This window comes from uncultured Flavobacterium sp. (assembly GCF_963925415.1).
Classification (GTDB): domain Bacteria; phylum Bacteroidota; class Bacteroidia; order Flavobacteriales; family Flavobacteriaceae; genus Flavobacterium.
Genome location: NZ_CAWUTS010000102.1, coordinates 1 through 22,783, shown reverse-complemented (window position 1 = coordinate 22,783; position 22,783 = coordinate 1). Strand labels below are relative to the sequence as shown.

The window sequence follows — 22,783 nt, the reverse complement described above, 5'->3', positions numbered from 1 at the left end:
TTTATTTCATTTTTTTTTAAACAACAAGTTGCTATTCTTCAAAATTTTCATCTTTAAACCCAATCAAATATAGTTTTTCTTTTGTTCTTGTCATAGCAGTATATAGCCACCTTATATAATCTCTGTCAATTCCGTTAGGCAAATAGGGTTGTTCGATAAATACAGTGTTCCATTGTCCTCCTTGTGACTTGTGACATGTTATAGCATATGAAAACTTAACTTGAAGAGCGTTAAAATATTCATTGTTTTTTACTTTTATAAATTTTTTATATTTTGTTGTTTCATTTTCATAATCTAACATCACCTCTTGATATAACTTGTTTGATTCTTCATATGTTAAAGATGGAGATTCACTTTTTATAGTATCTAAAATTAATATAGTTTCAAAAGGAATTTGGTTTGGATAATCTACCATGCGTATTTTTACTGTTGCAAATTTAAAACCATATAATTCCTTTATATTTCTTATTTCTAAAACCTCTATGATGTCACCATTAGCAATAAAGCCAGCAGCGTCAGAATCTTGAAGCCAAAAATAATTGTTTTTTACAACCATCATGTAATCGCCAGACGAAATTTCACTTTCCTTATTTAAAATGCGAGTCCTTATTTGTTCATTATATTGATTGGCTCTTTTATTAGATCGAACAATAAAAACAGTTTCCTCTAAGCCATAATCACTAAATGATTGATTGATTGCATCTTGAATATCATACCCGTCTTGTAAGCGTACAATATCTTTATAACCCAACACATTAAATTTAAAGGTGTCAATAAAATGTGATTTTAAAATTTCTCTTAATTCGGTCGCGTTAAATAAGATTCCTGACGATTCTTCTTGACGCATAACTTCGTCTAATTCTATATGATGTACATTTTTATTATAATGTAATGAAAGTGTATCAATATTTAAAGCCGGACTTACATCCAAATGAACGGGAGGTAACTGTGCTGTATCTCCTACAAAAATAATTTTACAATTTTTTCCAGAATCTACATAAGAAAGTAAATCATCTAAAAGAGAACCGTTTTCATATAATTTTGTTTCTTGAGTAACATTAGAAATCATTGAAGCTTCGTCTACAATAAAAATTGTATTGGTAAATTTATTTGGCTGCAAGGTAAAACTAACCCCACCACCACTCGCTTTTTTTGGAAAATAAATTTTTTTATGAATAGTAAAAGCAGGTTTATGCGAATAATTACTAATAACCTTTGCTGCTCTTCCTGTAGGAGCCAATAATAAATATTTAAGTTTAGCGTTAATAAGTTGGCTTACAATTGTTGAGATAACAGTCGTTTTTCCGGTTCCTGCAAATCCCTTCAATACAAAAATTTCATTAGTAGAGCTATTGATTATAAAATTAGCTATTTTTTGAAAAAAAATGTCTTGTTTAAGTGTAGGTATAAAAGGAAAGTTGTCTTTTAGTAATTTGTAAAACTGATTAGAAGTCATTAATTTTATCTTATCATATATTATTTTTCAAATATACTGATGATTTTTTTAAGAATTTCTTTTGAGAACAAAAAAAAATTGTAGATTTGCCTATCTAATAAATTTTAAAATTTAGAATAATATGTTAAAATTAACTATCTTTTTTGTGTTACTTGTTGTATTAGTTTTTGCTTTAGTTAAGATTTTTGATAAAGTTGCAACAGCAAAAAACAGAATATACTTTTCATCTATTTTAGGTCTAATAAGTTTGATTTTTGGTTATTTAATCTACAGCTCCGTTATGGCCCCTATTCGTTTTGACCAAGAAAAAGAGCTTCGTTTTGAAACTGCTGTAGCTAAAATGATTGATATTAAAAAGGCGCAAATGGCATATAAGTCAATAAATGGAAAATATACATCATCTTTTGACTCATTAATGCTTTTTGTTGACTCAGAAAAGTTTGAAATTATTGAACGTAAAGACAGTTCGGTTCCAGATGTTGCAAGAAATGCAGCTTTTGGTTTATCTAATGGTGAAGGTGGTTATTTTAAAGAAGTAGTTATTACTAAATCATTAGGATTTACATCGGTAAAAGATTCATTATTTAAAAATTCTGATCGTTATAAGAAATTAAATTTTGTAAAAATAAATGATTTTGATGTGCCAGTATCTATGGTAGCAAGTTATATTTTAGTAAAGAATAAATCATTTGCTACTTTAAAAGTAGAAATTGACAAAAACCTTGTTTTAAAAGGAATGGACGAAGATTTATTAGAACAAGAAAAGAAAAAGAAATCTATTGACGAAATAAATGGTGATAAAATCATTTTAGGCTCCTTAGAAGATGTTTCGTTAACAGGAAATTGGCCAAAAAAATATGGAAATAACGAGTAATGATATAACTCAACGTAATTATAAAAAGTTGTCCATTCAGGTTTCCTTGAATGGACTTTCTTTTTGTGTTATAGATACTATTACCAATAAAGTATTAGTACATGACTCTTGCTTTTTTGAAAAAAATGAAGTTATCGAAAGTCAACTTTGGAACGTTTTTGTTAAGCATACAATTCTTATTAAAGAATATGATGAAATATTAATTTTGCATGAAAATAAAATCAATACTTTTGTTCCAGAATCGTTGTTTGACAAAGAAAATATGGGCAGCTATTTACAATATAATGTAAAAGTATTTGATAATGATTATTTTGCTTTTGATCCTCTAAGTACTTATGAGATCAATAATGTGTTTGTGCCATTTGTTCATGTAAATAATTTCTTACTAGATCAATATAAAAACTTCGACTATAAAAACACAAATTCAATATTGGTTCAAAAAATATTAGATTTATGTAAAAACACTGAAGAAAAACAAGTTTTTATTCATATACAAGATCGCAATTTTGAAATTATTGTAGTTCAAAATCAACAATTATTATTGTTTAATTCTTTTGAATTTAATACTGAAGAAGATGTTATATACTATATACTTTTTACATTTGAACAATTACAACTAAATCCAGAAATAATTAAAGTTACATTATTAGGCGCTATCACTAAAGAAGATTCCTATTACGCAATTATATATAAATTTATTAGAAATTGTGACCTATTAGATGTTTCAAGCTTATCCAAAACATATGGTGTTACAGAACAAGATATGATTCAAAATTTCATACTATTTAACTCATGAGAATTATATCAGGAAAACATAAAGGTAGAAGAATACAAGCTCCAAAAAAATTGCCTGTTCGTCCTACAACTGACATGGCAAAAGAAGCCTTGTTTAATGTTTTGAATAACAATTATAATTTTAGCGGATTGCGTATTTTAGAATTATTTGCAGGTACTGGCAATATAAGTTATGAGTTTGCTTCACGAGGAAGTTATCCTATAACTTCTGTTGATGGCGATTTTGGTTGTGTTTCTTTTATCAAAAAAACAGCTGAGGAATTTGATTTTGACATTACGGCATTGAAATCAGATGTGTTTGCTTATTTAGAACGAAGTAAAAATAACTATGATATTATATTTGCAGACCCACCATATCATTTGAAGCAACTTGAGTTTGAAAAAATTACTACACTAATATTTGATAATGACATTTTAGACAAAGACGGAATGTTAATTATTGAACATTCAAAAGACACTAGTCTAGATCACATGGGGCATTTTTCTTTTGTAAAAAGATATGGTGGAACATCCTTTTCTTTTTTTGAATTAGGGTCAGAAGTACCAATAAAATAAATTAACTGTATTAATCCTATTTCGATATAAATTTATTTTTTTAATTATGTTGCTCTTGAAAAGCAGCCAGCAAAATTTTTTCGTCAATCATCCTTGAAGGTTTTTTTTTCATAAGATACAAAATACGTTTAATAGCAAAAGGGTTTAATCCCATGCTAATACCAATTTCATTTATTTTAATTAACTCTTTTTTATGCAACACACCATCAATATGCATTAATAAGGCTAGTCTATAGAACTGATAAATACGTCTAAATTCGTCTTTAATAATTATATTTGTTTTTCTGCCTTTAAAAAGTTTCAAGTAAATTTGCTTATCAATTTCAAGCTCATAAGCAATCATTTCAATAAAATCATATTCTTTGTCGTGTAGTTGTCCATCAACTATTGCAAAATCTATTAATTCTTGCAATAAACTAATTTTTTCTTGATAGGTTTCCATCTCAATATATTTTATATAATTTGAACTCAAATATAAGTAAAATACTAATTTTAAATTATAAATTATACATATTTTAAAGTTTAAAAGTAAAAAATAAAAACATAATGAATATCTTTTGAGAATAGAAATTTGCAATAGTGTATCTTTGTACATTAATTTATTAATCGTTTTTATTATTAAGGATTAATAGACAAACCTTTATCAAATAACCATAAGTAATTAAATGACAAATAACGATATATTTAAAAAGCTTCGTGTAGCCTTACAACTACGTGACGATCAAATTGTTGAAATTTTAGAATTAGTAGATTTTAGAGTTTCAAAAGGAGAATTAGGAAATATTTTTAGAAAAGAAGACCATCCTAGTTATATAGAGTGTGGCGATCAATTATTACGAAATTTTTTAAATGCATTGGTAATCAGACTTAGAGGTACAAAAGAAGATCCCAAAAATGCTAGTGAAGAATTGACTAAGATTGCAAATTCTAAAATTGATTTATCGACCGAAAACAAAGAGATAGACCAAAATACTTCAGTAAAGAAACCTTTTGTAAAAGAATTTCCAAAAAAGAAATTTGAAGACAAGCCTAAATATGAAGACAAACCAAAATCTGATGGAAAAAAGAAACCTTTTTCTAACTCCAAATCAAGAGATTCAAAAACAAAGAAAGTTCAAGTTGTTGAAAAAGTAAAGTTTAATAACGGTAAACCCAAAAAAAAATAAAGACATATTTATTTTTAATAAAAAAGGTAGTTTGTTTCCAAGCTACCTTTTTTTATATGATAATACTTTTTTTATTTTAAATCAAAACGATCTAAATTCATTACTTTATCCCAAGTTTTAACAAAGTCGTGTATGAATTTGATTTTTGAATCTTGGCAAGCATAAACTTCTGCCAAAGCACGAAGTTCTGAGTTTGAACCAAAAATTAAATCTACACGAGAACCTGACCATTTATGGGCACCTGTTTTACGATCACTTCCTTCAAAAACGTCTTGAGATTTACCAGTTGCTTTCCAGGTTGTACCTAAATCTAATAAGTTTAAAAAGAAGTCATTGGTTAAAGCTTCCAATTGATTAGTAAATACACCGTGTTTCGTTTCGTTAAAATTAACACCTAAAACACGTAGCCCTCCTACTAATACAGTCATTTCTGGAGCAGTCAAAGTCAGCAATTGCGCTTTGTCTATTAACATTTCTTCTTCTGATATTGTATATTTTGTTTTAACAAAATTACGAAATCCATCAGCAATTGGTTCTAGCACAGCAAATGACTCTACATCAGTATTTTCTTGAGAAGCATCTGTTCTACCTGGTGTAAAAGAAACTTTTACATCTTGACCAGCATTTTTTGCAGCTTGTTCTACTCCAACACAACCTGCTAAAACAATTAAATCGGCAATAGATACTTTTTTATTTCCTGTTTGAGTAGCGTTAAACTCACTCTGAATATTTTCTAAAGTTGATAAAACTACTTTTAATTGAGTTGGATTGTTTACTGCCCAATCTTTTTGAGGTGCTAATCGAACTCTGGCTCCATTTGCTCCACCTCTTTTATCAGAACCTCTATATGTTGATGCTGATGCCCATGCCGTTGAAACTAACTGCGAAACATTTAATCCTGAAGCATTTACTTTTAATTTTAAAGCAGCAATATCAAATTCGTTTATAAGTTCGTGATTTAATACCGGAATTGGGTCTTGCCAAATTAATATTTCCTTAGGAACATCTGAACCTAAATATAAGGCTATTGGTCCCATATCTCTATGCGTTAATTTAAACCAAGCTCTTGCAAAAGCATCAGCAAATTCGTTGGGATTTTCATGGAAATGTTTAGAAATTTTAGCATAAGCAGGGTCCATTTTTAAAGCCATATCTGCTGTTGTCATCATTAATCGTTGTGTTTTTGATGCGTCACCAGCAGCAGGCGCTTGTTTTGCTTCTGATGCTGCTGTGGGAGTCCACTGATTAGCTCCTGCTGGACTTTTAGTTAATTCCCAGTCGTATCCTAATAATACGTTGAAGTAGTCATTATCCCATTGTATAGGGTTTGGAGTCCATGCACCTTCAATACCACTCGTTATAGTATCGTCACCAACACCTGTTCCAAAAGAGTTTTTCCATCCTAAGCCTTGCTCTTCCATAGAAGCTCCTTCAGGTTCTGGCCCAACATATTTATCGGGATCTGCTGCACCGTGTGCTTTTCCAAATGTATGACCACCGGCAACTAATGCAACGGTTTCTTCGTCATTCATTGCCATTCTTCCAAAAGTTTCACGAACGTCTATTGCTGACGCTAATGGATCAGGCACACCGTTTGGGCCTTCTGGGTTAACATATATTAATCCCATTTGAACTGCCGCTAATGGGTTTTCTAAATCCCTTTCTGTACTGTATCTTTTATCTTCTAACCATTTGCCTTCTGAACCCCAATAAATATCTTGTTCAGGTTCCCATATGTCTGCTCTACCACCACCAAAACCAAAAGGCTTTAAGCCCATTGATTCTATAGCACAATTACCGGCTAATATCATTAAATCTGCCCAAGATATTTTTTTGCCATATTTTTGTTTTAAAGGCCATAATAACAAACGAGCTTTATCAAGATTACCGTTGTCTGGCCAACTGTTTAATGGCGCAAATCTTTGAGACCCTGAACCACTTCCTCCACGACCGTCAGCAATTCTATATGTTCCAGCACTGTGCCATGCCATACGAATAAAGAAAGGTCCATAATGTCCATAATCTGCTGGCCACCAATCTTGTGATGTAGTCATTAAATCAAATAAATCGTTTTTTAATGCATTTAAATCAAGGCTTTTAAATTCTTTAGCGTAATCAAAATCGATGTCCATTGGATTAACTAACACAGAGTGTTGACGAAGGATGTTTAATTTTAATTGATTAGGCCACCAATCGTGATTAACTGTTCCTCCACCTGCTCCTTTGTTAATTGTTGTGCTACTAAAAGGGCATTTGCCTTCACCCGAATTTTCGATGTTGTGTTGCATATTTTTTAATATTTGTTTAAAATTTTAATAAAATTAGTAAATTTATTGACATCTTAAATGAATTTTAATAGATAAAAACTATGGTTTATGTTAAAGATCTAAAACAATACTATTACTTTGATTTTTAACGCTTATGCTTATAGAACTTTAGCTTTTTTATTATTTAATAATAGCATAAAAAAACCTAATTCGGGGTGAATTAGGTTTTAATTTTTTAATTAATCAACTGCATGATAAGCAATTAATCCATCTAAAGGTCTTCGAAGAACATTACCTAATTTTATACCTTTTTTTAGAAGCATCGCTTCTAACTCATCTTTTAAATAAAAAGCAATTGAACCTACAAAATGAACTGGTACTTCTTTGTAATTATCAAATTGCATGATGTAGTTTTTTACAAATGCTTTTAATTCTTTTTTAATAATTTTTTTACAATAAGCATTTTCTTTATGCTTGATTAAAAATTTAGCAAACGTTGCTAAATAAGCATTTGGATTCGGTTCTTTGTAAAGTTTGTTTTTAATATAATCAGGGTCTAAATCAAATTCTTTAGCTAATTCTTTAGCTAATTCAGCATCCATTTTATTAAAATAATATGCCCTTAATAAATGGCGCCCAAATCTATTTCCACTTCCATCATCCATAGCTATATAGCCTAATGACTGAACTTTTTGATGCAATACAGAACCGTCAAAATAACTGCAATTTGACCCTGTTCCTAGTATGCAAACTATTGCTTTTTCATTTTTGGCTGTTGTAGCAAAAACAGCAGCAAATGTGTCCTCTTGAACTAATACAGTAGCATTTTTAAAATATTTTTTAAAAATATCTGTCATGTAGTTTTTCATTCTATCTGTTCCACATCCAGCTCCATAAAAATATATATGGCTAACATTTGTTTTATTTTGTGAAATATCAAATTTTTCATTTAAGCGATCTAAAATTTGATCATGTGAAAGAACCTCTGGGTTTAAGCCAAGTGATTGAGTAATAAAAAGTACTTTTCCATCATCATCTATGGCTATCCAGTCGGCTTTTGTAGAACCACTATCGACTAATAATTTCATTTTTATGAGTATTTTAAAAAAAAAAAGAATAAAAAGATATTTATTTCTTTTTATTCTCTTTTTATAAATTTATTATAGAGAATTAATATGTACTGCTAAGTCAATTAATTTACTTGAATATCCATATTCATTATCATACCAAGATATAATTTTGAAAAAAGTAGAATTTAACCCAATTCCTGCTTTAGCATCAATAATTGAAGTTCTTGGGTCTGAAATAAAATCTTGAGAAACAACTAAATCTTCTGTATATCCTAAAACACCTTTCATTGATGTTTCAGAAGCATTTTTTAATACTGACATAATTTCTTCGTAAGAAGTTTCTTTTTCAACTTTTACAGTTAAATCTACAACTGATACATCTGTTGTAGGAACTCGCATCGACATACCTGTTAATTTTCCGTTTAAAGAAGGAATAACTTTACCTACTGCTTTTGCAGCTCCTGTTGAAGATGGAATAATGTTACACGAAGCAGCACGTCCACCTCTCCAATCTTTTTTAGAAGGCCCATCTGTTGTCATTTGAGTTGAAGTTGTTGCATGAACAGTTGTCATTAAAGCTTCAACAATACCAAAATTATCATTTATAACTTTTGCTAAAGGAGCTAAACAGTTTGTAGTACATGAAGCATTAGAAACTATTAAATCAGTAGATTGAGCTGATAAATGATTTACACCCATTACAAACATAGGTGCGTCTGCAGAAGGTGCAGAAATAATTACTTTTTTTGCACCACCTTTAATGTGCTCATTTGCTGTCTCTATTGTTGTAAAAAAACCTGTGCACTCAGCAACTACATCAACATTAACTTCATTCCATTTTAAGTCTGCAGGGTTTCTTTCTGCAGTAATGCGTATGTTTTTTCCGTTAACAAATAATTTTCCATCAATTACCTCTACAGTACCATTAAAACGACCGTGAACAGAATCATATTTTAGTAAGTAAGCTAAATGATCAACATCTAATAAATCGTTTATAGCTACAATTTCTACATTATCTCTGTTAAATGATTCTCTAAAAACTATTCTTCCTATTCTTCCAAATCCGTTTATTCCTAATTTTACTTTTGACATTTACTTTTAAATATATTAATTTTTGTTCTTATTCATTTTTGTATTACTGTTTTGTTTTTTGTAAAACCAAAACAAGTAACTCTTAAGTTGACATTATTTCAGAAACTCGTACCAATTCTAAATCTATTTCCAAACTACCTTTAATAGCTTGATCTAAAGGGGTTAAGGCAATTTTGTCTTCTAATATTCCAACCATATAGGTTGATTTTCCTTCTAATAAAGACTCTACTGCTTTTACACCTAATCTTGAGGCTAATACTCGGTCAAAACAAGATGGAGAGCCTCCTCTTTGCATGTGGCCTAAAACAGAAACTCGCACTTCATATTCGGGTAAATGTTCTTCTACATAATCTTTTAATTCAAAGACACTCTTTCCAATTTTATCACCCTCTGATACTACAACAATACTTGAAGATTTTCCTGATGCTTTACTTTTTTGAAGTGATTCTAAAAGTCGTTCTAAACCTAAGTCTTCTTCAGGAATGAGAATTTCTTCTGCTCCAGCTCCAATACCAGCATTTAAGGCAATATGACCCGCATCTCTACCCATTACTTCTACAAAAAACAAACGGTTATGAGAAATCGCTGTGTCTCTAATTTTATCGATTACTTCGACTACAGTATTTAAAGCCGTATCATAACCAAGAGTATGACTTGTACCAAAAATATCGTTATCTATTGTACCCGGAATACCCATTACTGGAAAATTATATTCTTTATTAAATATTTCGGCTCCAGTAAAAGAACCGTCTCCACCAATAACAATAAAAGCATCTATGCCCGCTTTGATTAACTTTTCGTGAGCTAACTTTCTACCTTCTGGTGTTCTAAATTCAATTGAACGAGCAGATTTTAATACCGTTCCACCTTTGTTAATTATATTATTAACAGATCGCGGTCCCATGGGTTTAAAATCACCCTCAATCATTCCTTGATAACCTCTATAGATACCCATGCATTCTATATTATGGAAAGCACAAGTACGAACTACAGATCGAATAGCTGCATTCATTCCAGGGGAATCTCCACCAGAAGTTAGTACTCCTATTTTAGCAATGCTTTTTGACATTTATTTATTATTTAGTTGTAAATTTAAGTTTTTTGTAAATTATATTTAATTATTTTTAATAAAATATAACAATAGTTCATATTATCAATCGTTTTCGTTGATAAGTTTTTAAGTAAAAGAAAATACAAAGGAGAAAAAAATGAATTTATTTTTTTCTCCTTTGTATAAATTAAATTTTATAATTAATCTATTTCTGGAACTTTCTCGGCTTCTTTAATTGTTTTTTCGGAAGATTTATTTTTATCTTGGATATTGGATATATTAATAAACTCTGGATTAAAATAAGAATCTGAATTTTCATTAAACGGGTTATTATCTGGATTTTGTTGTAATGTTTTAGGATAAAATATTTTTCGCCATAATTCTGTTATATCATCAAAATCAACATTGTATGAAATACCTAATCCTTGTGTATAACCAATTCCTTGCCCTAAATAGCTGATGTCATTTTCTTTATTAAAAGCTCTAGCTCTGAAGGTATTATCTGTATTCAGTTGATATTGCAGTTCTACATTTCCAACAATTCCAGATTGGCTAATTCCACCTACAGGTAAACCAACAATTCCATTAATGGATAATTTATCATTAATTTGAGAACTTAAGTTTACAGCAACTCGATCTGAAATATTATTAATTTTTGATCCGGTTGAATAGCCCAACCCAAATTTTACTACATCCTCGTCATTTGAAATCACATCTTGCAATAAACTACTTGCTGTTTCTCCTAATGCATTGGAATAATAATCACTTGCTACTGCGCCTTGAGAAAAATAAGTGCCGCCAGCTAAAACAGAAATCGCTTGCTGAACGCGGGTGTCTTTATCTGATAATTTATATAAAATTTCTGATTTATAAACAGAACTTACATTGGGATAATCAAATGAAAAATCAGTTTCAGGGTTTTCAAGGTTTCCTGTTATTTTAATGATAACATCGGTATCAACCTTTCTATTTGAAATAGACGAAGACTCTAATAATACAGAAGGGTTTGTTTGGGTTTTGTATACTGCTTCAAGATTTAAAGTAGCTTTTAACGGATCTCCTTCCCAAACAATTGTACCGTATTTTTTTACATCTAGTTTTTTTGAAATTATTTTACCATATTTAAAGTTATACTCTCCTTCAAATACAGTGAAATCACCTCGCATATCAAAAACACCATTGGTATTTATGTGCATGTTTAAGCCCCCTCCACCTCTACCTTTCATAGCATGGCCTGTATCTTGATTTAAAATTACTTCAATTTCTGCGTCTTGTGTTATATCAAAATCCAAAACTACATCTACACCTTGAATACTTTTGGTTTTTTCTTGTATGATTTTTTCTTGACCACCTTTAATGAAAGTAATAAAAGAAACATCACCATAATCTTCAGTTTCTTTAACCGGAATTTTAATAGTCGTTCCTTTTTCCGATTTTCCTGAGACATTAATTTTTAACGATTGAACAGGACCAATAATAGAAGCTGAACCGTTTAAAAAAGCTGTCCCGTAATAATATTCTTCTGATTCTTTAGTATCTAATGCAAGTATGTTTTTAGATGTTAATGATAAATCTAAAACCCAATTGTCTAAGTTTTTATGTTTTACACTTCCTTTAAAAACAGCTTTTGTATTGTGTTTAGTATCACTAATTTCAATGTTTCTGAAAATAAATTGGCTTTCAGTTACATCTACTCTAGATCTATTTTCCATATTAAAATCAACATTTAAATACGGAATGTTCATACCCGAATTATCAAGATAAATAACACCGTCTATTTCTGGTTTTGTTGCTTTGCCCATAATATTAGCTCTACCGGATGCTTTTCCTCTCATATCAGAAAAAATAGAACTTAATAAGGGACCAAGTGGTTTTATGTCAAAATCATCAAGCTTGGTGTCCAATGATAATAAGGCTTCTTTGTTAATTATTTCAACTGTACCTTTTGTATTAAGATTTTCAACTCCAGCTTTTTTAATAGACAAATTAACATTGAATTTTTTAAAAACTTCATCGCTAGACACTTGCATTTTAAAATTTCCTACATCAAAATTATTGACTTGTAAATCATCAATTTGCAGGTCTGAAATGGGTTTGTAGATATCATAGTCTTGGTTAAAATCAATTAATCCATTCAGTCGTCCGGCAAAGCTTAAGTTTTTTAGAGAAGGTGTAACTTTATTTAAATCAATATTATTAAAATTAAATTTTAATTCTTTATAATTTGACCCTTTTAATAAGCCCTCAAAAGAAAAATATTCATTTTGATTTGAAATTAAAATTTTATCAAAACTAAAGTTTTCTAATTTTTTATCAAAAACAATTTTATTTTTTTCATCTTCATTTTCATTGATATACCATATGTTTTTTTTGAAATTTATTTCAGATTTTTTAAAACCTACAACTGAATTTTTATCAGAATTAATGGTGTGATATATGTTTAAATTATAATTATCTTCATTGTTTGTACCGCCTTTAAATTCTGTTCTAAAAAACAAAGTATCATTTTGGGTAACATTAATTAAATTAAAATCTGTAATATTATAATATTTACTGCTTAAACTGTCTAATGAAATATAAGTATTATATAAAGGATTTTTATTATTAACATCAATAGTAATTCCACTAAATTTATTAGCATCAATTGTTACGGATGGGGATTTAAAATCAAGAATAAACAATTCTTCATCTGAAACTATCTTTCCTTTAAGCCTTGTGTTTTTTGCAACATTAATAGTAGGAAAAAGAGCTTCGATCGCTTTATTATATAAAGTTAAATCAAAATCTATATATTGATTGGGTAATAATTCATTTGGAGCATAATTTGCGTATAAACTACCTGCTGCATTTTCTATCAATTTTTGAAGCTGGTTAAATTTAAATTTACCTACAATTTTTCCATTAACTATATCATTAGACTTAACTATTATGGTTCTTTCATTATTTTGATCAAACGAAGATTCTAATTTAAATTCTTCAAAAGAATAATTTTCTTTATTATTTTGATAGTATAAGTTTTTTAAATTAATTGTTCCATAAACTTCTTCAATACTATTACCTGTAACATTAACATTTACTAATCCTTTTACAATAGAAACACTGTCTTTTGAATACAGGTTGAGCGTTTTAAGATTAGCATAATCAATATTTGCTTTAAAATTATAATTATTAATAGTGTCACTCAAATCTACAACACCGTCAAAAGCCATTAACAAATTAGGGTCTTTACTATTAAAATACCCTTTAAAGTAGGGCATTTTAAAAGAACCATCAATCGTTATATTTGTATATTTATATCCATTATAGAACAAAGCTTCAATGTTTCCGTTTGCTTTAGTATCTAAATGCTGCTGGGTAAATCCATGGCCATCAACCTCAAGGTTTAATGTAACTTTTTGTATGTTTTTATAACCAACTAAAGTTCCTATGTCAAATTTATTTAATGCTATAAACCCATTATACGATGCGTCATCAATATCAGATAAGTTGTTGATGTATAATTTTGATTTAACAAAACCTAATTCAGATAACATGGAAACATCTGCAGTTATATCGTTATAATTAAGATTCATTTTTCCATTAATATCAAAATCACCAAATTGTGCTAATGAAGAAGGCATTCGTTCTCCTAATATTCGAGGCATAATTATTTTTAAACTTTCATAGTTTGAGGAAATTTTATCAAAATCACCCAATATTTGAAAATCGTTTTCTTTTTTAGAAAACAAGTTTTTAAATGTTATATTTCCAATAATTTCTGTGTTGTTATTATCGATTAACTTAAGGCTATGTGTAGTAAAGTTATTTAGTGTTCCAATTAAATGAGTATCTGCATAAAATTGATTGTTTATACCAAATTCTTCATAAAATAAATTTAAATCATTAAGCGATACAATAGCTTTGTCAAACTGAACATCAAAAACAACTTTATTAATAAAGTCTTTAAAATCTTCAATTTTATATGTCAACATGGCTTTACCTGATATTTCAGAATTGTTTGATTTTATTTCTAAATCGTCTAATACTATACGTGTTTTAGTATAGGAAAATTTTGAAATAAATTCTTTGATTTCTAAACCCCGATGATCTTTAAATTTAAGTGTTTTTATAGAAGTTGTAACATTTGGCCCCTTAATTATAAAATCTTCTAATGTTCCGTTTAAATCTGTAAAGTATAAAACTTTTGGTGTTTGTAAATTATAATCTGTATAAGTAAATAAACTATTTTTAACAGTAATAGCGTTTACAAACATTCTAAATTTGCCAGAAGAAGGTTTGCCGTCATCAAATGAATCTACAAATTCGTCTATATTGCTTTTTACCTCTCCTTTATTTTGAATAATATTAAGCTGTAAACCTTCAACATCAATAAAACCAAGATAAGGATGACCGTTATTTATTAGTTTTTTTAAATTGATAAAGGAAACAATTGACGTTTTTAAATCTTTAATTTCAAATAAAGATTTTTTATTTTTGTCTTTAGAAACTATATTTTTAAGCTTTATGTTTCCAAAAAAGGTGATTTTTACTTTTTCTATTGAAATATCTGTTCCATAATCTTCATTTAAACTACTTGTAACATAGGCACCTAACTTGTTTTGAACCAATGGTAACGATAATAAAAATGCAAATATGAGCAATAAAAATATTATTGCTAAAAACGAACGAACTAGTATTTTTTTTAATATTTTGATAGCAAAAAATGTTTTAAATTTGCCTTATTATAAATAGTTTAAATCTTAATCCTACAAAAATAGTTTTTTTTAAAAGATATTCTTACAAATAAACAAATTTCGTGCCTTTATTATGACAAATCAATTTATTTATACTTTAGCTATTGAAAGCTCATGCGATGACACTTCTGCTGCTGTATTGTTAAACGACAAAGTTTTATCAAATATTGTTGCCCGGCAGCCCATTCATGAAGAATATGGTGGTGTTGTACCTGAATTAGCTTCAAGAGCACACCAACAAAATATTGTACCCGTTGTTGATGTTGCATTAAAAAAAGCAGGTATAACAAAAAATGACCTTTCTTGTATTGCATTTACTCAAGGACCTGGTTTAATGGGTTCGTTGTTGGTTGGTGGTTCTTTTGCCAAATCAATGAGTGCTGCATTACAAATACCTTTAATTGCAGTAAATCATATGAAAGCCCATATATTGTCGCATTTTATTGATGAAGAAGGTTTTGAAAAACCCACATTTCCATTTTTAGCCTTAACAATAAGTGGTGGTCATACACAAATTGTAAAAGTGTCTAGTTTTTTTGATTTAGAAATTATTGGCGAAACCACAGATGATGCAGTTGGTGAGGCTTTTGACAAAAGTGCTAAAGTACTTGGTTTTAAATATCCTGGAGGCCCTTTAATTGATAAATTTGCACAAGAAGGCAATCCAAAAGCATTTCAATTTACTAAACCAAAAGTAGAAGGTTTAAACTTTAGTTTTAGCGGTTTAAAAACACAAATTTTATATTTTATTCAGAAAAATGTAGCCCTTAATCCAAACTTTATTGAAGAAAATAAAGCTGATATTTGTGCATCAATTCAATATACCATAATTGCAATTTTAATAGATAAATTAAAAATGGCAGTTAAAGAAACGGGTATTGAATTAATTGCCATTGGTGGTGGCGTTTCGGCCAACTCTGGAATTAGAAAAACATTAAAAGAGGCTGAAATTTTATACGGGTGGAAAACCTATATTCCAAAATTTGAATACACAACTGACAATGCTGCGATGATAGGAATTGTAGGTTATTATAACTTTTTAGAACAAAATTTTAGCTCAGCTGATATTACCTCTAAAGCACGAATTGAATTTTAAAAAAAGCGCCACTATGCAACTATTTTATAATGCAGATATAAAGTCAACTGATACTCTTTTTCAATTTGATAAAGAAGAAAGTAAGCACGTCATAAAAGTACTGAGAAAAAGAGCTGGTGATGTGATTTTTATAACCAACGGCAAAGGTTTTGTATTTCATTCAAAAATTACTTTAGAATCTGAAAAAAAATGCGAAGTAAGCATTGAAAAAGTTACTTTACATGAAGCTACAAAATATCATCTGCATATTGCTATTGCACCAACAAAAATGAATGACAGACTGGAATGGTTTTTAGAAAAAGCAACTGAAATAGGAATACATGAAATAACACCCCTTATGTGTGACCACTCGGAAAGGAAGTTTTTTAAAATAGATAGAGCCGAAAAAATTATTCAAGCTGCTTTAAAACAGTCCAATCAGTTTTATTTGCCCTTGATAAATGAACCTGTTTCTTTTTCAGAATTTATAACAAAAAAAACAAATTCACAGAAATTTATTGCTCATTGTGAGGAACATAAAAAAGAATTATTTAAAAATAGTCTGCAACCCAATCAAAATGTCATAATATTAATTGGACCTGAAGGAGATTTTTCAGTTAAAGAAATCACTTCAGCACTAAAAAATAATTTTATTCCTGTATCTTTGGGACATACGCGATTGCGAACAGAAACTGCGGGTGTTATAGCTTGTCATACTGTATCACTGATAAATGAATGATTTTAAATGAAAAATATTATATTTTTTTTATTCTTTATTGTAACACAAACAACTTTAGCTCAAGAAATTGCTTTGGTTAAATATGCCGGTGGTGGTGATTGGTATGCAAACCCAACCTCTTTATCTAATTTAGCTGGCTATTGCAATCAAACCATTAACACCAAATTAAACACCAATGTCGCTACAGTTGAAGTAGGAAGTGCTGAATTATTTACCTATCCATTTATTCATATGACCGGACATGGAAATGTAGTTTTTAGCCCAAATGACGTTCAAAACCTAAAAAAATACCTCAGTTCTGGTGGTTTTTTACACATTGATGACAATTATGGGATGGACAAATATGTTAGAAAAGAAATAGCTAAAATTTTTCCTGATAAGGAATTAAAAGAAATATCGGCTCAGCATCCTATTTTTAAAGAACCAAATATGTTTGAAAATGGATTGCCAAAAATTCACGAACACGAAAATAAAAGACCCCAAGCTTTTGGAATTTTTATAGAAAACAAATTGGTTTTGCTGTATACATTTGAGTGTGACCTAGGAGATGGATGGGAAGACAAAGAAGTTCACAACGACCCAGACTCTATAAGAGAAAGCGCATTAAAAATGGGTGCTAATATTATTAATTATGCATTTAAAAATTAATGCCATGACATCAAAAATACTTGCAAACGGAATTTTAAGAGCTGTTGGAATACTTGTTTTAATTGGCTTAACACTATTTGTTTTATATAAAATTTCTACGGTGCTGGTCTATTTAATTGTTTCGGTTATTTTAATATTAATTGCCTCTCCATTAGTGAATTTTTTAAAAACAAAATTAAAATTTAAAAACACAGCAGCTGTTGTTGCTACTCTATCAATATTCATTTTACTAATTGCAGGATTTGTTTTACTATTTACACCTTTAATAATTGATCAAGTAGATAAATTGTCTTTATTAGATATTAATAGCTTAAAAAACAACTACACCCTTGTTAGTAATCAATTATCTGATTATTTAGCTCAATACAACATCAGTTATACAAATATATTTAATAGTTCTACATTACTAAACGGTATTGATTTTAAAATTATTCCAAGTGTTATTAACGGTCTAATTAACGTATTAGGTAACTTTAGTATTGGATTCGTATCCGTTTTATTTATCACTTTTTTTATATTAAAGGAAAAAGAACTTTATTTTGAAAGTTTTAAAGTACTTTTACCTGCATCAAAAAAGGAAAAAATAATTATATCTATAAAAAAAAGTAGGGCTTTATTATCACGCTATTTCTTAGGTTTAATGTTGCAATTGTTTATTGTATTTATTTTATATTTAACTGTTTTATTAATTTTTAGTGTTGACAATGCCTTTATTATCGCATTATTGTGTGCTATGTTAAACATTATTCCATATTTAGGGCCACTTATTGGAATTTTATTTGCGGCACTTTTGACAATGATAAGCAATATAAATACTGATTTTTCAACTGAAATTATTTCAACTACCATCTATGTTATTATTGGGTTTGTACTCGTTCAACTCATTGATAATTTAGTTAGCCAGCCTGTTATATTTTCTAAAAGCACCAATTCTCATCCGTTGGAAATTTTTTTAATTATCATAATTATTGGTTCTTTATTTGGAATTTCAGGGATGATTGTAGCAGTACCTGTATATACGGTATTAAAAGTAATTGCTAAAGAATTTATACCTAACAATATGTGGGTTAAACTGTTAACAAAAAAAACTTGATTTTGGATCACCAAACCTTTTTAACAGATGAAATTCAGGATTTTATAAACCAAAATTTAAAAGTAAATTTTGCTGAACTTGCTTTAAAAAAAAATCCCTTTCCATCCATTAATTATCCAGAAATAATCAATCAAATTGTTGCAAAAAGTAAATCAAAAGAAAAATTACCTACATGGTTTAATACTAAAGGAATTGCCTACCCAAATAAAATTTCCATAGAACAAACATCTTCAGAAATAACTGCAAAATATAAAGCTTCCCTTATAAAGGGAGACAAAATAATTGATTTGTCGGGCGGTTTTGGTGTTGATGCATATTATTTTGCTAAAGTTTTTAAAGAAGTTTATCATTGCGAAATGAATAAACAATTATCACAAACTGTATCCCACAATTACAGCGTATTAAACCTAAAGAACATACATTGTTTAAATGATGACAGCTTAGATGTTTTAAAACAATTGAACACAAAATTTGATTGGATTTATGTAGATCCATCCCGTAGAAGTGATTTAAAAGGAAAGGTTTTTTTACTAAAAGATTGTGTTCCTAATGTACCTGAATTACTAAAAAATTATTTTAATTTTTCTAATAATATATTAATAAAAACTGCACCATTACTAGACATAACTTTGGGATTGAGTGAATTACAATTTGTAAAAAAAATTCATATTATTGCCGTTAAAAACGAAATTAAAGAATTACTATGGGAAATTGAAAAAGATTATTTAGGTTTAATTTCAATTGCATCTGTAAATATAGAAAACGAAGTTATTCATAGATTAGAAACTGTTTATCGAAAAGAATATAACACCTCTTTTTCCTTGCCTAAAACGTATTTATATGAGCCAAATAGTTCGATTATGAAGTCGGGCAATATGGATGCTTTATCAGAAGATAAGGCCCTTTATAAACTGCATCAACATTCGCATATTTTTACCTCTGATAAAATTACAGCTTTTCAAGGAAGGCGGTTTCAAATCGATAAAATTATGTCGTTTCAAAAGGAAGACATGAAGCCTTTTATGAATCAAAAAATAAATTGCACCACACGAAATTTTCCTTTAAGCGTAGAAGAAATTAAAAAAAAATATAAAATTAAAGATGGAGGTAATATATTTGCTTTCTTTACAACGAATATTAATAATGAAAAAATAGTTTTAATATGTACCAAAATAAAATGATGAAAAATAAGATTACTACTCTCCTATTCCTTTTTGTATCTATTGCATTTGCTCAAAATAAAGATTGTAAGATAGATTTTGAAGAACAAACAGATTCTACTTACATCAAAAAAACAAGCGAATTTTTAGTGCATGAAAGAGTCTTTGGAAATAGCAAAGAAATGATTTTTTTATCGTTGTTAAATTCTAATGGTGTTTTAATGTTGGGTTTTCAGCAAATTCAAAAAAGTGCTGATTTTATTCCTGCTTTTTGTTTTGATGCTAATTCTAAAATATATTTTCAATTAGAAAATGGGAAAATTATTTCGTTAATTAATTCTGGGCAAGAAAATTGCAGTACATTAAATTATGATTTAGAAACAAAAAGCAATATTAAAGTGCTAACCCATTTCTTTTTATTTTTAAAGGAAAATTATGAAGAATTAGCAAAATCACCAATTTCTTTAATGCGTATTTATCACGTTAGTGAAAAAACGGATATCGTTTTAAAATCTGAATTAAAATCTGAATTATTAAATACAACTTCATTTCCGACTCATTATTTTATGGACTATTTACATTGTATAGATAAATAAATCAAACACAATAGTTTTATAAATAATTTATTTTTAATTTCTATAAACTAGTCTCTTATAATTTCATCTAAAATCACTTTATTATCATAATTAATCAGTTTAATTATGATGTTTTGATTTGTAATAGTTCTGCCTTCAATGATATATAATTTACCCTTTTCATAAGGCTTATTGCTTTTAGAAAAGTCAACTTCACCATGAATCAAACTCGTTTTTACATCATCTAAAGTAACCCATTTTTCATCAAATAATGTTGTTACTTCATCTGAAAATGCAATTGGTTTTGAACGCAGTTCTTTAAGAACTCTACAATTTGGAAAATAACAAAATTCAACGCCACTAGCTTCAGCTTTCTTGGTCATAAAATAATATACAAAAAAGATTCCGACCGTGAGTCCTAATAAATAAAATGCAAGCCTATATCGTAAACTCATTATGTTTGTTTTGTTTTTGCAAAAATACGCTTAAAAAAAACAAAAGCCCTAAAAAATTAGGGCTTTTGCTATTATCAGGAAATGAAAATATTATTTTTTCTCATTTTTTTCCATTGCAGCTTTTAATTCAGCTAAACCATCAATATCTCCTAAAGTAGATTTTTCTGGATTGTTGTTAGAAGAATTTGCTTCAACAGCAGCTTTTACATTTTTTACTTCTTCTTCGCGGAAGATTGCAGTATGTGATGCCACTACTCTTTTAAATTCTTTATTAAATTCAATAACTTTGAATTCTGCAGAATCACCTTTTTTCAATTTTTTACCGTCTTCTTTTTCTAAGTGACGCGTAGGAATAAAGGCAACGATGTCTTCACCAAATTCAACTGTAGCTCCTTTGTCAACTATTTCAGAAATTTCACCCGTGTGGATCGTTCCAACTGCAAAACCTTCTTCATATTTATCCCAAGGATTAGCTGTAGTTTGTTTGTGACCTAAAGATAATTTACGCCCATCAACATCTAATTCTAATACAATAACTTCTAAATTATCTCCAACATTAACAAATTCTGATGGGTGCTTAATTTTCTTAGTCCAAGATAAGTCAGATATATAAACTAAACCATCAATACCTTCTTCTAATTCAACAAAAACACCAAAGTTTGTAAAGTTTCTTACAATACCTGTATGAGTAGAGCCCGATGGAAATTTAGATGTAATATCTGTCCAAGGATCTTGTGTCATTTGTTTGATACCTAATGACATTTTACGGTCATCTCTATCTAATGTTAAAACAACTGCTTCTACCTCGTCACCGATTTTCATAAAATCTTGAGCCGAACGTAAATGTGTTGACCATGACATTTCAGAAACGTGAATAAGTCCTTCAACTCCTTCAGCAACTTCAACAAATGCACCATAATCAGCAATAACAACTACTTTACCTTTAACTTTATCACCAACAGCTAGTTCAGCACCTAAAGCATCCCAAGGATGAGCGTTTAATTGTTTTAAACCTAATTGTATTCTTGTTTTTTCATCATCAAAATCAAGAATTACAACGTTTAATTTTTGATCTAATTCTAATACTTCACTTGGATGGTTGATTCTAGACCAAGACAAGTCAGTAATATGAATTAAACCATCTACACCACCTAAGTCAATAAACACACCATAAGAAGTAATGTTTTTAACAACACCTTCTAATACTTGTCCTTTTTGTAATTGACCAATAATTTCTTTCTTTTGAACCTCAATATCCGCTTCGATAAGCGCTTTGTGAGATACAACAACATTTTTGAATTCGTGGTTAATTTTAACTACTTTGAATTCCATGTTTTTATTTACGTAAACATCATAATCACGGATTGGCTTCACATCAATTTGTGAACCTGGTAAGAACGCTTCAATTCCGAAAACGTCAACGATCATTCCACCTTTAGTTCTACATTTAACAAATCCAGTAACGATTTCACCCGTTTCATTTGCAGATATAACTCTATCCCAAGATTTGATAGTACGTGCTTTTCTATGTGATAATACTAATTGACCTGTTTTATCCTCACGGATGTCAATTAATACTTCTACTTTGTCACCTACTTTTAAGTTTGGATTGTAACGGAATTCGTTTAATGAAATAACACCTTCCGATTTTGCATTGATATCAACGATAACGTCTCTATCTGTAATTCTAACAACTACTCCATCTACTACTTCTTCTTGATCAGTAGCGATAAAAGTTTTTGAAACTAGTGCTTCGAATTCTTGTAAGTTTTTTTCATCTACTGCATCAATTCCTTCTTGGAAATTATGCCAGTTAAAATTTGCTAAAAACTCTTCTTGTGATTGTACTTGTTCAGACATGCTGATAAAAATTTGTATTCTGTATTTTCTCGAGTTTCTTAACAGTGATAGAAAACAGCAGAAGTTGTTTGTATAATTAATTGATACCCAAAGGAAACTCTTATCCACCAAAAGGTGTG

General features: G+C 29.1%; 19 protein-coding genes. 10 read left to right on the top strand and 9 right to left on the bottom strand.

What is annotated here, in order from left to right; genetic code table 11:
• Positions 1-31 precede the first annotated feature (31 nt).
• Positions 32-1,456, bottom strand: a complete 1,425-nt coding sequence (locus AABM47_RS08305; protein ID WP_338410462.1) for an AAA family ATPase — start codon at positions 1,454-1,456, stop codon at positions 32-34.
• A gap of 121 nt (positions 1,457-1,577) precedes the next feature.
• On the opposite strand from AABM47_RS08305, the gene AABM47_RS08300 reads away from it, so the two are divergent.
• From AABM47_RS08300 to AABM47_RS08290, 3 genes are read left to right on the top strand one after another with little or no spacing between them, the layout of a single operon-like run.
• Positions 1,578-2,330 (top strand): hypothetical protein, encoded by a 753-nt coding sequence (locus AABM47_RS08300; RefSeq protein WP_338410461.1) that lies wholly within the window; start codon positions 1,578-1,580, stop codon positions 2,328-2,330.
• Complete coding sequence (locus AABM47_RS08295; RefSeq protein ID WP_338410460.1) at positions 2,314-3,126, top strand: DUF3822 family protein; 813 nt, start codon at positions 2,314-2,316, stop codon at positions 3,124-3,126. Before AABM47_RS08300 ends, AABM47_RS08295 begins: the two co-directional genes overlap by 17 nt.
• Positions 3,123-3,680, top strand: coding sequence for an RsmD family RNA methyltransferase (locus AABM47_RS08290; protein ID WP_338410459.1), 558 nt, complete (start codon positions 3,123-3,125; stop codon positions 3,678-3,680). The genes AABM47_RS08295 and AABM47_RS08290 overlap by 4 nt, the downstream gene beginning before the upstream one ends.
• A 40-nt stretch (positions 3,681-3,720) precedes the next feature.
• On the opposite strand, the gene AABM47_RS08285 is transcribed toward AABM47_RS08290, so the two are convergent.
• Positions 3,721-4,122 carry an excinuclease ABC subunit B gene (locus AABM47_RS08285; protein WP_338410458.1) on the bottom strand — a complete coding sequence of 134 codons (402 nt, stop codon included), beginning with the start codon at positions 4,120-4,122 and terminating at the stop codon, positions 3,721-3,723.
• A gap of 223 nt (positions 4,123-4,345) precedes the next feature.
• Between AABM47_RS08285 and AABM47_RS08280 the strand changes: the two genes are divergently transcribed.
• Positions 4,346-4,846: a DUF1456 family protein gene (locus tag AABM47_RS08280; protein ID WP_338410457.1), complete on the top strand. Its 501-nt coding sequence runs from the start codon at positions 4,346-4,348 to the stop codon at positions 4,844-4,846.
• A 71-nt stretch (positions 4,847-4,917) separates the two neighbouring features.
• Here the strand turns inward: AABM47_RS08280 and katG are convergent, their stop codons facing one another.
• From katG to AABM47_RS08255, 5 genes are all read right to left on the bottom strand, one after another.
• Positions 4,918-7,134 carry a catalase/peroxidase HPI gene (gene katG / locus AABM47_RS08275; protein WP_338410456.1) on the bottom strand — a complete coding sequence of 739 codons (2,217 nt, stop codon included), beginning with the start codon at positions 7,132-7,134 and terminating at the stop codon, positions 4,918-4,920.
• Between the two features lie 218 nt (positions 7,135-7,352).
• Positions 7,353-8,201, bottom strand: a complete 849-nt coding sequence (locus AABM47_RS08270) for a BadF/BadG/BcrA/BcrD ATPase family protein (protein WP_338410455.1) — start codon at positions 8,199-8,201, stop codon at positions 7,353-7,355.
• Between the two features lie 72 nt (positions 8,202-8,273).
• Positions 8,274-9,275, bottom strand: a complete 1,002-nt coding sequence (gap, locus tag AABM47_RS08265) for a type I glyceraldehyde-3-phosphate dehydrogenase (RefSeq protein ID WP_338410454.1) — start codon at positions 9,273-9,275, stop codon at positions 8,274-8,276.
• Positions 9,276-9,357: 82 nt separating this feature from the next.
• Positions 9,358-10,344: a 6-phosphofructokinase gene (gene pfkA / locus AABM47_RS08260; protein WP_338410453.1), complete on the bottom strand. Its 987-nt coding sequence runs from the start codon at positions 10,342-10,344 to the stop codon at positions 9,358-9,360.
• 182 nt (positions 10,345-10,526) lie between these two features.
• On the bottom strand, positions 10,527-14,966 hold the full coding sequence (locus AABM47_RS08255) for a translocation/assembly module TamB domain-containing protein (protein ID WP_338410452.1): 4,440 nt from the start codon (positions 14,964-14,966) through the stop codon (positions 10,527-10,529).
• A gap of 166 nt (positions 14,967-15,132) precedes the next feature.
• On the opposite strand from AABM47_RS08255, the gene tsaD reads away from it, so the two are divergent.
• The 6 genes from tsaD to AABM47_RS08225 are packed head-to-tail and all read left to right on the top strand — an operon-like array spanning position 15,133 to position 20,370.
• Entirely contained in the window at positions 15,133-16,155 is a 1,023-nt protein-coding gene (tsaD, locus tag AABM47_RS08250) for a tRNA (adenosine(37)-N6)-threonylcarbamoyltransferase complex transferase subunit TsaD (RefSeq protein ID WP_338410451.1), read from the top strand.
• A 13-nt stretch (positions 16,156-16,168) separates the two neighbouring features.
• A complete protein-coding gene (locus tag AABM47_RS08245) occupies positions 16,169-16,873 on the top strand; it encodes a 16S rRNA (uracil(1498)-N(3))-methyltransferase (RefSeq protein ID WP_338410450.1) in 705 nt (234 codons plus the stop codon).
• Between the two features lie 6 nt (positions 16,874-16,879).
• Complete coding sequence (locus tag AABM47_RS08240; RefSeq protein ID WP_338410449.1) at positions 16,880-17,521, top strand: DUF4159 domain-containing protein; 642 nt, start codon at positions 16,880-16,882, stop codon at positions 17,519-17,521.
• A gap of 4 nt (positions 17,522-17,525) precedes the next feature.
• Positions 17,526-18,614 carry an AI-2E family transporter gene (locus AABM47_RS08235; RefSeq protein WP_338410448.1) on the top strand — a complete coding sequence of 363 codons (1,089 nt, stop codon included), beginning with the start codon at positions 17,526-17,528 and terminating at the stop codon, positions 18,612-18,614.
• A 2-nt stretch (positions 18,615-18,616) separates the two neighbouring features.
• A complete protein-coding gene (locus AABM47_RS08230) occupies positions 18,617-19,795 on the top strand; it encodes a class I SAM-dependent methyltransferase (RefSeq protein ID WP_338410447.1) in 1,179 nt (392 codons plus the stop codon).
• On the top strand, positions 19,792-20,370 hold the full coding sequence (locus AABM47_RS08225) for a hypothetical protein (protein WP_338410446.1): 579 nt from the start codon (positions 19,792-19,794) through the stop codon (positions 20,368-20,370). The genes AABM47_RS08230 and AABM47_RS08225 overlap by 4 nt, the downstream gene beginning before the upstream one ends.
• A 47-nt stretch (positions 20,371-20,417) precedes the next feature.
• Here the strand turns inward: AABM47_RS08225 and AABM47_RS08220 are convergent, their stop codons facing one another.
• Entirely contained in the window at positions 20,418-20,732 is a 315-nt protein-coding gene (locus tag AABM47_RS08220) for a DUF4258 domain-containing protein (RefSeq protein ID WP_338410445.1), read from the bottom strand.
• A gap of 162 nt (positions 20,733-20,894) precedes the next feature.
• A complete protein-coding gene (gene rpsA / locus AABM47_RS08215) occupies positions 20,895-22,664 on the bottom strand; it encodes a 30S ribosomal protein S1 (RefSeq protein ID WP_338410444.1) in 1,770 nt (589 codons plus the stop codon).
• Between the last annotated feature and the right edge of the window lie 119 nt (positions 22,665-22,783).

Coding starts and splice junctions, on each gene's coding strand:
- AABM47_RS08305 (WP_338410462.1), bottom strand. CDS start 1,456: ATGACTTCTAATCAGTTTTACAAATTACTAAAAGACAACTTTCCTTTT.
- AABM47_RS08300 (WP_338410461.1), top strand. CDS start 1,578: ATGTTAAAATTAACTATCTTTTTTGTGTTACTTGTTGTATTAGTTTTT.
- AABM47_RS08295 (WP_338410460.1), top strand. CDS start 2,314: ATGGAAATAACGAGTAATGATATAACTCAACGTAATTATAAAAAGTTG.
- AABM47_RS08290 (WP_338410459.1), top strand. CDS start 3,123: ATGAGAATTATATCAGGAAAACATAAAGGTAGAAGAATACAAGCTCCA.
- AABM47_RS08285 (WP_338410458.1), bottom strand. CDS start 4,122: ATGGAAACCTATCAAGAAAAAATTAGTTTATTGCAAGAATTAATAGAT.
- AABM47_RS08280 (WP_338410457.1), top strand. CDS start 4,346: ATGACAAATAACGATATATTTAAAAAGCTTCGTGTAGCCTTACAACTA.
- katG (WP_338410456.1), bottom strand. CDS start 7,134: ATGCAACACAACATCGAAAATTCGGGTGAAGGCAAATGCCCTTTTAGT.
- AABM47_RS08270 (WP_338410455.1), bottom strand. CDS start 8,201: ATGAAATTATTAGTCGATAGTGGTTCTACAAAAGCCGACTGGATAGCC.
- gap (WP_338410454.1), bottom strand. CDS start 9,275: ATGTCAAAAGTAAAATTAGGAATAAACGGATTTGGAAGAATAGGAAGA.
- pfkA (WP_338410453.1), bottom strand. CDS start 10,344: ATGTCAAAAAGCATTGCTAAAATAGGAGTACTAACTTCTGGTGGAGAT.
- tsaD (WP_338410451.1), top strand. CDS start 15,133: ATGACAAATCAATTTATTTATACTTTAGCTATTGAAAGCTCATGCGAT.
- AABM47_RS08245 (WP_338410450.1), top strand. CDS start 16,169: ATGCAACTATTTTATAATGCAGATATAAAGTCAACTGATACTCTTTTT.
- AABM47_RS08240 (WP_338410449.1), top strand. CDS start 16,880: ATGAAAAATATTATATTTTTTTTATTCTTTATTGTAACACAAACAACT.
- AABM47_RS08235 (WP_338410448.1), top strand. CDS start 17,526: ATGACATCAAAAATACTTGCAAACGGAATTTTAAGAGCTGTTGGAATA.
- AABM47_RS08225 (WP_338410446.1), top strand. CDS start 19,792: ATGATGAAAAATAAGATTACTACTCTCCTATTCCTTTTTGTATCTATT.
- AABM47_RS08220 (WP_338410445.1), bottom strand. CDS start 20,732: ATGACCAAGAAAGCTGAAGCTAGTGGCGTTGAATTTTGTTATTTTCCA.
- rpsA (WP_338410444.1), bottom strand. CDS start 22,664: ATGTCTGAACAAGTACAATCACAAGAAGAGTTTTTAGCAAATTTTAAC.